The sequence below is a fragment of the Nonomuraea sp. NPDC001699 genome, from assembly GCF_053596455.1.
In genome coordinates, this window is sequence record NZ_JBSFGF010000021.1 from 158,448 (window position 1) to 166,714 (window position 8,267).

Genomic DNA, 8,267 nt, shown 5'->3' on the forward strand with positions numbered 1-8,267 from the left:
ATGACGACCAACGTTCGTACCCGTGGGGGCGGGCCGGCCACGGGCCGGTCCGCCTCGCGGCGCAGCCATGGTGAAGGCCCCTTCAAGTTCGTCTCCACCGGTGCCGGCGTCCTGCTGCTGGGGATCATGGCGGCCATCGCCGTCTTCCTCATCAGCGAGGCCGTCCCGGCCCTGCAGGCGAACAAGGGCAACTTCTTCACCGACCTGATCTGGGAGCCCAACGGCAGCCAGGTGTTCGGCATCGGCGCGCTGGCCTTCGGCACCGTCCTCAGCTCGGCGATCGCGCTGGTCATCGCCACCCCCATCGCGGTGGGCGTGGCGCTGTTCATCTCCCACTACGCGCCCCGCCGCCTGGCCGGGCCGCTCGGCTACCTGGTCGACCTGCTGGCCGCCGTGCCCAGCGTCGTCTACGGCCTGTGGGGCGTGACGTTCCTGGTGCCGCTGCTGCGCACGCCGTCGCAGTGGCTCAACGAGAACCTCGGCTGGTTCCCGCTGTTCTCCGGCGAAGGGGCCATCGGCGGCAAGACCATGCTCGCCGGCGGCATCGTCCTGGCGATCATGATCCTGCCGATCATCGCGGCCATCTCGCGCGAGGTCTTCCTCCAGGCACCGAAGATGAACGAGGAGGCGGCCCTGGCGCTCGGCGCCACCCGCTGGGAAATGATCAGGATGGCCGTGCTGCCGTTCGGCCGCCCGGGCGTCATCAGCGCCGCCATGCTCGGCCTCGGCCGCGCGATGGGCGAGACCATCGCGGTCGCGCTGATCTTCCCCGCCACCTTCGACATCAGCTTCGAGATCCTCACCCCGCACGCCAACAGCATCGCGGCCAACATCGCCAACGGCTTCGGCGAGGCCACGCAGGTCGGCCGGGGTGCGCTGATCGCCTCCGGTCTGGTGCTGTTCGTCATCACGCTGCTGGTCAACATGGGCGCACGCATGGTGATCAACCGGCGCAAGGAGTTCAGGGCGGTAGGGGCATGACCATCCAGCACATCTCAACCAGCCGCCGGATCAAGGACAGGTTCGTCCAGGGGCTGGTCTATCTGGCGTTCGCGCTGGCCGTGGTGCCGCTCATCTCGGTCCTCTGGCTGGTGATCTCGAACGGCCTGCCCCGCTTCGACCTGGAGTTCCTCACCCACTCGATGCGGAACATCGGCGCCCGCGACGTCGGCGGCGGCGCCTACCACGCCATCATCGGCACGTTGGAGCAGGTCCTGCTGGCCTCGCTCATCTCGGTCCCGATCGGCCTGTTCACCGCCATCTACCTGGTCGAGTACGGCCACGGCGGCCGGCTGAGCCGGGCCATCAGCTTCTTCGTGGACGTCATGACCGGCGTCCCTTCAGTCGTTTCCGGCCTGTTCATCCTCGCCTTCTGGGTGCTCTTCCTGGGCAACCCGTTCTCCGGCTTCGCCGGCGCGCTCGCGCTGTCGATCCTGATGATGCCGACCGTGGTCAGATCGGCCGAGGAAATGCTCCGGCTGGTGCCCAACGACCTGCGGGAGGCGTCGTACGCGCTGGGCGTGGCCAAGTGGCGCACGATCCTGAAGGTCGTGCTGCCGACCGCGTTCACCGGCATCGTCACCGGCGTCATGCTGGCCGTCGCCCGCGTGGCCGGCGAGACCGCGCCGCTGCTGCTCACGGTGTTCTTCACCGACTCCATCAACAACGATCCGTTCAGCGGGCCGCAGATGGGCCTTCCTCTCTTCGTCTTCGACCAGGCGGCCCGTCCCAACGACACCGCCATCGACCGCGCCTGGGCCGGAGCCCTCACGCTGATCCTGATCGTCATGCTGCTCAACCTGGTGGCGCGCCTGATCGCCTGGTGGCGCAGGCCCGCCAGGGGCCGATAGGGGGTAACCGCCACAATGTCCAAGCAGATCCAGGTCTCGGGCCTCGACGCGTACTACGGGTCGCACAAGGCGATCGAAGACGTGTCGATGACCATCGAGCCGCGCTCGATCACCGCGTTCATCGGCCCGTCCGGATGCGGCAAGTCGACGTTCCTGCGCACGCTCAACCGCATGCACGAGGTGATCCCCGGCGCCCGCGTCGAGGGCAAGGTCCTGCTCGACGGCGAGGACCTGTACGCCCCCACCGTCGAGCCCGTCTCGGTCCGCCGGATGGTCGGCATGGTCTTCCAGCGCCCCAACCCGTTCCCCACGATGTCGATCTACGAGAACGTGGCCGCCGGGCTCCGCCTCAACGGCCGGGTCGGCAAGTCCACCCTCGACGGCATCGTGGAGGATTCGCTGAAGGGCGCCAACCTCTGGAACGAGGTCAAGGACCGGCTGAACAAGCCCGGCGCCGGCCTGTCCGGCGGTCAGCAGCAGCGCCTGTGCATCGCCCGCGCCATCGCGGTCAAGCCGCAGGTCCTGCTCATGGACGAGCCGTGCTCGGCGCTCGACCCGATCTCGACGCTGGCCATCGAGGACCTGATGGCCCAGCTCAAGGAAGAGTTCACGATCGTGATCGTGACCCACAACATGCAGCAGGCCGCCCGCGTCAGCGACCGGACCGCGTTCTTCAACCTGGCCGCCCAGGGCAAGCCCGGCAAGGTCATCGAGATGGACGAGACCTCCCGCATGTTCACCAACCCCTCGGAGAAGGCGACAGAGGACTACATCACGGGACGCTTCGGCTGATGACCCCACAGCAGGCGGCATCCACGATGAACGGGGACACGCGGACCAAGCCCGTACTGCTCATCGCCGACCCCGACGAAAGCGTCGTCGAAGACCTGGCCACGGCGCTGGAACGCGAGGGCGTGGCCGTCACCGGCGCGCCGGACGGCGCCCAAGGGCTGCTGCAGGCCGGGGCGCTGCAGCCGGACGTGGTGCTCGTGTCGGCCACGCTCCCGGTCATCGACGCGGTGGAGTTCGTCCGCGCGGTACGGCTCGCGCGAGCCGTACCGGTCCTGCTCGGCGTCGGCGAGGGCAACGCCGAGCAGGCCGTACGCGCGCTCGCGGCGGGGGCGGCGGCCTGCGTCGCCCGGCCGTACCGGGTGCCGGAACTGCTGCCCTTCATCCAGGCGGCCTCCCCCGAGTCCCGCAAGGTGCTGGCCATCGGCGCCGTCGAGCTGGACGTCCAGGCGTACCAGGTACGCGTCGACGGCCGCGCGGTGCACCTGCCGCTGCGCGAGTTCGAGCTGCTGCAGTACCTGATGCGCAACGCCGACCGCACGGTCACCCGTGAGCAGATCATGCGGCACGTGTGGCACGCCGCCGCGACCACCTCGACGAACACCATCGCGGTGCACGTCAAACGCCTGCGGGCGCGCCTGGGCGACAACGACGACCGGCTCATCCAGACCGTACGCGGCGTCGGCTACCGGCTGGTCACGCCGGGCAGCTCCGGAAGCCGCGCCTGATCCGTTCGGCGACGCCGCCCCCCACCTCGGCGTGGACGGCGACCGCGTAGTCGTGCCCGCGGCCCCGGACACCAGCGCCTTCATCAGGCGAACGTGGTCATCCACTGCGCCTCCCGCCGGCCTCGGTGAATCCCGCCGCGCCGCCATCAGGATCTGGACCTTGGCCGTGCCGGCGGTGATCAGCCGGTCGCCAAACGTTCTCGCCCCGCCCGCGATCACGCCGTGAATTATCACGAAGAATGACGACAGAACGCCAGGAGTGGCTGGAAATCATCTTCACCTACTCCACATGTCGCGAAGACCCCGACCACCCCCCAGACTGGCGATGTGACCACTGGTACGATTCCCCTCTTTCGGGGTTTCCCAGCACTCTCGGGGCAAAAGTGACAACGGGGCCGACTTATCCGCAGTATCAGGGGCAACAGCAGCAACAGTGGCCGGGCATGCAGCCGCCACCACCACCTCCCACTCCTCTTCCTCCTCCCAGGCGCAGGACCGGCTTCTGGGTCACCATGGGCATCGTCTCGCTCGTGGCGGCGATCGCCGTGGGCGCCGGGGTCGGCTTCGTCCTGCGGGGGCGCATAGGCGGCGTCCAGGACCCGCTGCGGCAGGAGGCGTCGGGCAAGAGCGACCCGAACGCCGTGGTCGTCACCGACCAGGAGATCAACAAGCTGGTCTACGAGCACGGCAAGGCGCTGAGCAGCGGCAACGCCGACGCGTTCACCTCCATCTTCGACAAGGGCAACGCGGCGCTCATCCGCGACCAGCGCAAGGTGTTCACGAACCTGCGCAAGGTGCCGCTCAGCGAGGCGTCGTACAAGGTGATGCGCCGCGAGGGCCGCGCCGAGGACAGCTTCGGGCGGGCCCTGAAGTTCACGCAGGACGTCGCGTTCGTCCACCGGTTCGCCGGCATCGACCTGCGGCCGGTCTCGGAGTGGTACCGCTGGACGCTGGAGAAGGCGTCCAAGGACGCGCCGCTGGTCGTCACCAAGGTGGACGGCGCGCCGCCGCCGATGGTGAGCGAAGGCTCCAAGTCCGTGTACTACCCGGGCCCGTGGGACATCTGGCCGGACATCGCCGTGGTCCGCGCGGGGGCCAGCGTCGTCCTGGCCCGTCCCCAGGACGCGGCCATGGCCAGGCGCGTCGCCCCGGTGGTCGCCGGCGCGGCGAAGAAGAACCTGGACTTCTGGAAGCGCAACGGCGACCCGTCCGCGCCCGTACCGGCCGGATTCGTGGTCGCGCTGGTGGAGGGACAGAACCAGCTCGGCAACCTGTTCCGCAAGGAGAAGGCGCACGAAGCGGGCGTGTCCATCCCCATGCTCGCCTGGAACTCGCTGGGCGACGACGTGAAGGTCGGCGGCACGCGGGTCGTCATGGACACCACCTCAAGCTTCTTCCGGTCCTCCGGGGGCATCCTGGAGATCAGCACGCACGAGCTGGCCCACTCCCTCCTGGCCGGCCTGGACAGCGCCGACTTCTCCCTCTTCGGCAAGCCGAACTGGGTCATCGAGGGCTTCGCCGAGTACGCCGCCAACCGCGGCCGGCCGCTCAACCAGAACATCCGCGTCCAGGAAGGCCGCGCGTACGTGGCCGGGCGCCTCAGCACGCCCTTCTCCGGCCATCTCCCTGACAATCCGTCCTGGGACTCCAACGGCATGACGAACGTGCACTATCTGATGGGACACCTCGCCATGCGCTACATCGCCCAGAAGTACGGCGAGCAGAAGCTGACCACCGCCGTGGTCGCGTCCTACCGGGCCAAGGGCGACGAGGGCGAGACGGCACTGTTCAAGGTGCTGGGCGTGAGCAAGGCGGACTTCGAACGGCAGTGGACGTCGTACGTCCGCGGGCAGCTGGCCTGAACGGGGAACCAACCATGACCGACCACTCCAACACCCCACCCGGCCCGTACGGCCACCAACCCCCCAACCCGTACGGCCAGCCGGCGTCCACTCCCGGCTCCTACCCCCCGCCCTCCCAGCCGTGGCCCCAGAGCCCCGCCGCATATCCCCCACAAGGGACGCCCCCGACCGCCTACCCACCCGCGGGCCACCCACAACCGACCGCGGGCCCGACCTCCTACGCCCCCACCGGGGCGCCTTCCTACCCTCAACCCCCGACGGGCTATCCCCAGCCCCCGACGGGCGCGGCTCCCTACCCGCCACCGACGGGCAACCCAGCCGCATACCCACCGAACTCCCCCTCGCCCGGCGCTCCCTCGCCATACGGACAACCCCCGCAGCCTCCCGCGAACGGCGGCTACCCCGCGCCCACGCACCCCCAGCACAGCCCCCGCCCCAAGTGGAAGACCGCCCTGCTCGCCACCGGCGCGGCCGTGGTCCTCCTCTCCGTCAGCACGGGCACCGCCTGGTTCGTCGCCACCACGGGAACCACCAGCGGGGGCATCACCGCGTTCGGCGGCGGGGACAGCGCAGGCGAATGGGACGTCCCCCTCCCCAACGCCGGAAGCTGGGACTTCACCACCGCCCTGGCCTTCGGCAGCTGGCTGACCGACAAGGTCGTCATCCGCGCCCAGAAGGACGGCGTCCTGGCCTACGACCTCACCTCCGGTAAACGCGCCTGGGGCATCCCCTCACCGGGCGCCCAGCTCTGCGGCGCCACCCCGGACCTGTCACAGGGCAAGGCCGCCATCGCGTACGGAAGCAACACCTCGTGCGACCATCTGGCCGGCATCGACACCACCACGGGCAAACTCACCTGGAAGATCAAGATTCCGGCCGAGAAGTCCACCCTCGCGAACTCCATCAACGTCCCCCGCATCATGAGCGCCGACGGCGTGGCCGTCACCGAGCTGAACGACTCGGTCACCGCCTACCGCCTCTCCGACGGCCGCAAGGCGTGGAGCGCCACCACCTCCCGCGACGACGGCTGCCATATCAAGGACATCAACACCGCCCCCACCCGGGTCGCCGTGATCCTCGACTGCACCTTCAGAGGCGGCACCCGCCTCCAGTACATCGACCCGGGAACCGGCAAGATCACCAAGCAGGCCCCCCTCGGCCAGCTCGGCCTGATGAGCAGCCTCCTGTCGGCCTCCCCCGCCATCATCCGCAACGAGTCCGGCGGCCAGAACAGCTTCACCGTCTACTCCGACACCGCCACCAAGGTGACCGAGATCAAGACCGCCGAGGTGGACATGCTCGCCATGAACACCGTGGCCTTCGTCAGCGGCCTGTACGAACAACGCCGCTACACCATCCACGGCGACCGCCTCTACCTGGCCTCGTTCCCGGAGAACGTCCCGCAGAGCATGCGCTCCCGCAACAAGGCCCTGGCCTACGACCTGAAGACCGGCAAGCAACTGTGGGAATCCTCCGGCACCCACGACACGATCCTCACCTACATCCGCGCCGACGATAAGGGCCTGCTGGCCGTGGAAACGGGCGACCGCCGCGACCTGGCCCCCCGCCTCATCCGCCTGGACGCCGCCACCGGCAAGGTGACCGAACTGGCCACCCTCCCCCAGAAGTACGGCACGGAAGCCGAAAAGGCCCACGTCTTCGAACGCAACGGCGCAGTGATCATCGTCCCCTGGACCTCCGTAGCCACCAAGTACGCCGTCACCTACGTCAACACAAAGTCCGACTGACCTCCAACGCAGAAGGGCCCCACGCATCCCGCGTGAGGCCCTTCTCCCATATCCAGCAACCCCACAGGCTCCCCGCCGCCCTACCGATCCTCTCTGCCGAGAGCAGGTGGTGGAAGAGCCACGTTGTCAGGCGCAGGGCTTCGGACAGGCCCGGGTTCTGGAGGCTTCGAAACGGGCCGGTGGCGGGGGCGGGGCGCTGCTGTGTGAAGGTCTCTGGTCGGGGGGGACGCAGGGTGGGGTTCGCCTTCTCATGGAGGGCGCGGTTGTGATGCTCGTGAGGGGCGCTACTGGAGGGTAGAGGCGCCTGGGTGTGGTTGGGCGGAGCCCCCGGGGAGGTGTCCCTGGGATCTGGGGCAAGAGAGTGGGGGAACTGAGGGTGTGGGCTGGTTCCCTGGGCGTGTGTGGGGGGTGTCGGTTTCAGTGGGAGGCGACCGTCGGCTGTCTGCCCCCGTCAACCGGACCGTTCGCTGCCCGCCTCTAACGAGCCGGTGACGCCGCTCTCAATGGCCTACCGCTCCGACAGCACCCGCCCGGTCCGCTCGGCGCCGCGCAGCCGTCGCCTCTCAAATGCCGACGGCCCGGCGCGCAGCACCCGCCGCCACGCCCATTGCCCTACACCTGCCGCCCGCCAGGGCACCCGCAACCGCGCTCGCCAGCTGTTTCACCCGGCGCATCCCGCAGTCCCCATCGCACGGCCTCGCCCCATCACGCACCCGAAGCCCCGGCCCACCCAGCACCGGCCCGCACCCTCGCGAGTGCCCACCCTGCCGGCCCACACCTCACGCCAGCCCGAGCTCAGCACCAGCCGCGACATCCCGGAGCGCGGCCAGCCACACCACCACGCCCATATGCCCTCGAAGAGAACCAGGCGCGTGGAGAATGCTCCAGAAATGCAGAAAGGGCCCCGACCTAAGTCGGAGCCCTTTCAAAAGATTGTCCGGCGGTGACCTACTCTCCCACACCCTCCCGAGTGCAGTACCATCGGCGCAGAGAAGCTTAACTTCCGGGTTCGGAATGTAACCGGGTGTTTCCTTCCCGCCATAACCGCCGTAACTCTATGAAACTGTCAAGCGAAAGCCGCTTGCTGTTTCAGAATTGCATAGTGGACGCGGGCAAGAATTTCCTTGGTGTGGCGCAGCTCCGGACCCGGCGAAGAGTAACAGAGCGCAGCACGCACCAAAGCAATATGCTTTGTGGTCAAGTCCTCGGCCTATTAGTACCGGTCAGCTCCACACGTTACCGTGCTTCCACCTCCGGCCTATCAACCCGGTCGTCTACCGGGAGCCTTAC

General features: G+C 68.5%; 6 protein-coding genes and 2 rRNA genes. 6 read left to right on the top strand and 2 right to left on the bottom strand.

Going from position 1 to position 8,267, the window contains the following annotated elements:
* The 6 genes from pstC to ACWCSU_RS41190 all read left to right on the top strand — a co-directional run bounded on the left by pstC (position 1) and on the right by ACWCSU_RS41190 (position 6,977).
* Complete coding sequence (gene pstC / locus ACWCSU_RS41165) at positions 1 to 981, top strand: phosphate ABC transporter permease subunit PstC (protein ID WP_357697248.1); 981 nt, start codon at positions 1 to 3, stop codon at positions 979 to 981.
* Positions 978 to 1,850, top strand: coding sequence for a phosphate ABC transporter permease PstA (gene pstA / locus ACWCSU_RS41170; RefSeq protein ID WP_357697246.1), 873 nt, complete (start codon positions 978 to 980; stop codon positions 1,848 to 1,850). The genes pstC and pstA overlap by 4 nt, the downstream gene beginning before the upstream one ends.
* 15 nt (positions 1,851 to 1,865) lie before the next feature.
* Positions 1,866 to 2,642: a phosphate ABC transporter ATP-binding protein PstB gene (pstB, locus tag ACWCSU_RS41175; protein ID WP_397038015.1), complete on the top strand. Its 777-nt coding sequence runs from the start codon at positions 1,866 to 1,868 to the stop codon at positions 2,640 to 2,642.
* Complete coding sequence (locus ACWCSU_RS41180; protein WP_449942082.1) at positions 2,642 to 3,367, top strand: response regulator transcription factor; 726 nt, start codon at positions 2,642 to 2,644, stop codon at positions 3,365 to 3,367. Before pstB ends, ACWCSU_RS41180 begins: the two co-directional genes overlap by 1 nt.
* Positions 3,368 to 3,879: 512 nt before the next feature.
* Positions 3,880 to 5,229, top strand: a complete 1,350-nt coding sequence (locus ACWCSU_RS41185; RefSeq protein WP_397038018.1) for a hypothetical protein — start codon at positions 3,880 to 3,882, stop codon at positions 5,227 to 5,229.
* A 473-nt stretch (positions 5,230 to 5,702) separates the two neighbouring features.
* Positions 5,703 to 6,977 (top strand): outer membrane protein assembly factor BamB family protein, encoded by a 1,275-nt coding sequence (locus ACWCSU_RS41190; RefSeq protein WP_449942083.1) that lies wholly within the window; start codon positions 5,703 to 5,705, stop codon positions 6,975 to 6,977.
* A 935-nt stretch (positions 6,978 to 7,912) separates the two neighbouring features.
* Here ACWCSU_RS41190 and rrf read toward each other — a convergent pair.
* Positions 7,913 to 8,029 (bottom strand): 5S ribosomal RNA (gene rrf / locus ACWCSU_RS41195).
* Between the two features lie 141 nt (positions 8,030 to 8,170).
* Positions 8,171 to 8,267 (bottom strand): 23S ribosomal RNA (locus tag ACWCSU_RS41200); the annotation flags it as partial.

What these genes read in the sequence shown, in the direction of transcription:
- pstB (WP_397038015.1), top strand. Translation starts at nt 1,866, where the DNA reads ATGTCCAAGCAGATCCAGGTCTCGGGCCTCGACGCGTACTACGGGTCG.
- ACWCSU_RS41185 (WP_397038018.1), top strand. Translation starts at nt 3,880, where the DNA reads ATGGGCATCGTCTCGCTCGTGGCGGCGATCGCCGTGGGCGCCGGGGTC.
- pstA (WP_357697246.1), top strand. Translation starts at nt 978, where the DNA reads ATGACCATCCAGCACATCTCAACCAGCCGCCGGATCAAGGACAGGTTC.
- pstC (WP_357697248.1), top strand. Translation starts at nt 1, where the DNA reads ATGACGACCAACGTTCGTACCCGTGGGGGCGGGCCGGCCACGGGCCGG.
- ACWCSU_RS41180 (WP_449942082.1), top strand. Translation starts at nt 2,642, where the DNA reads ATGACCCCACAGCAGGCGGCATCCACGATGAACGGGGACACGCGGACC.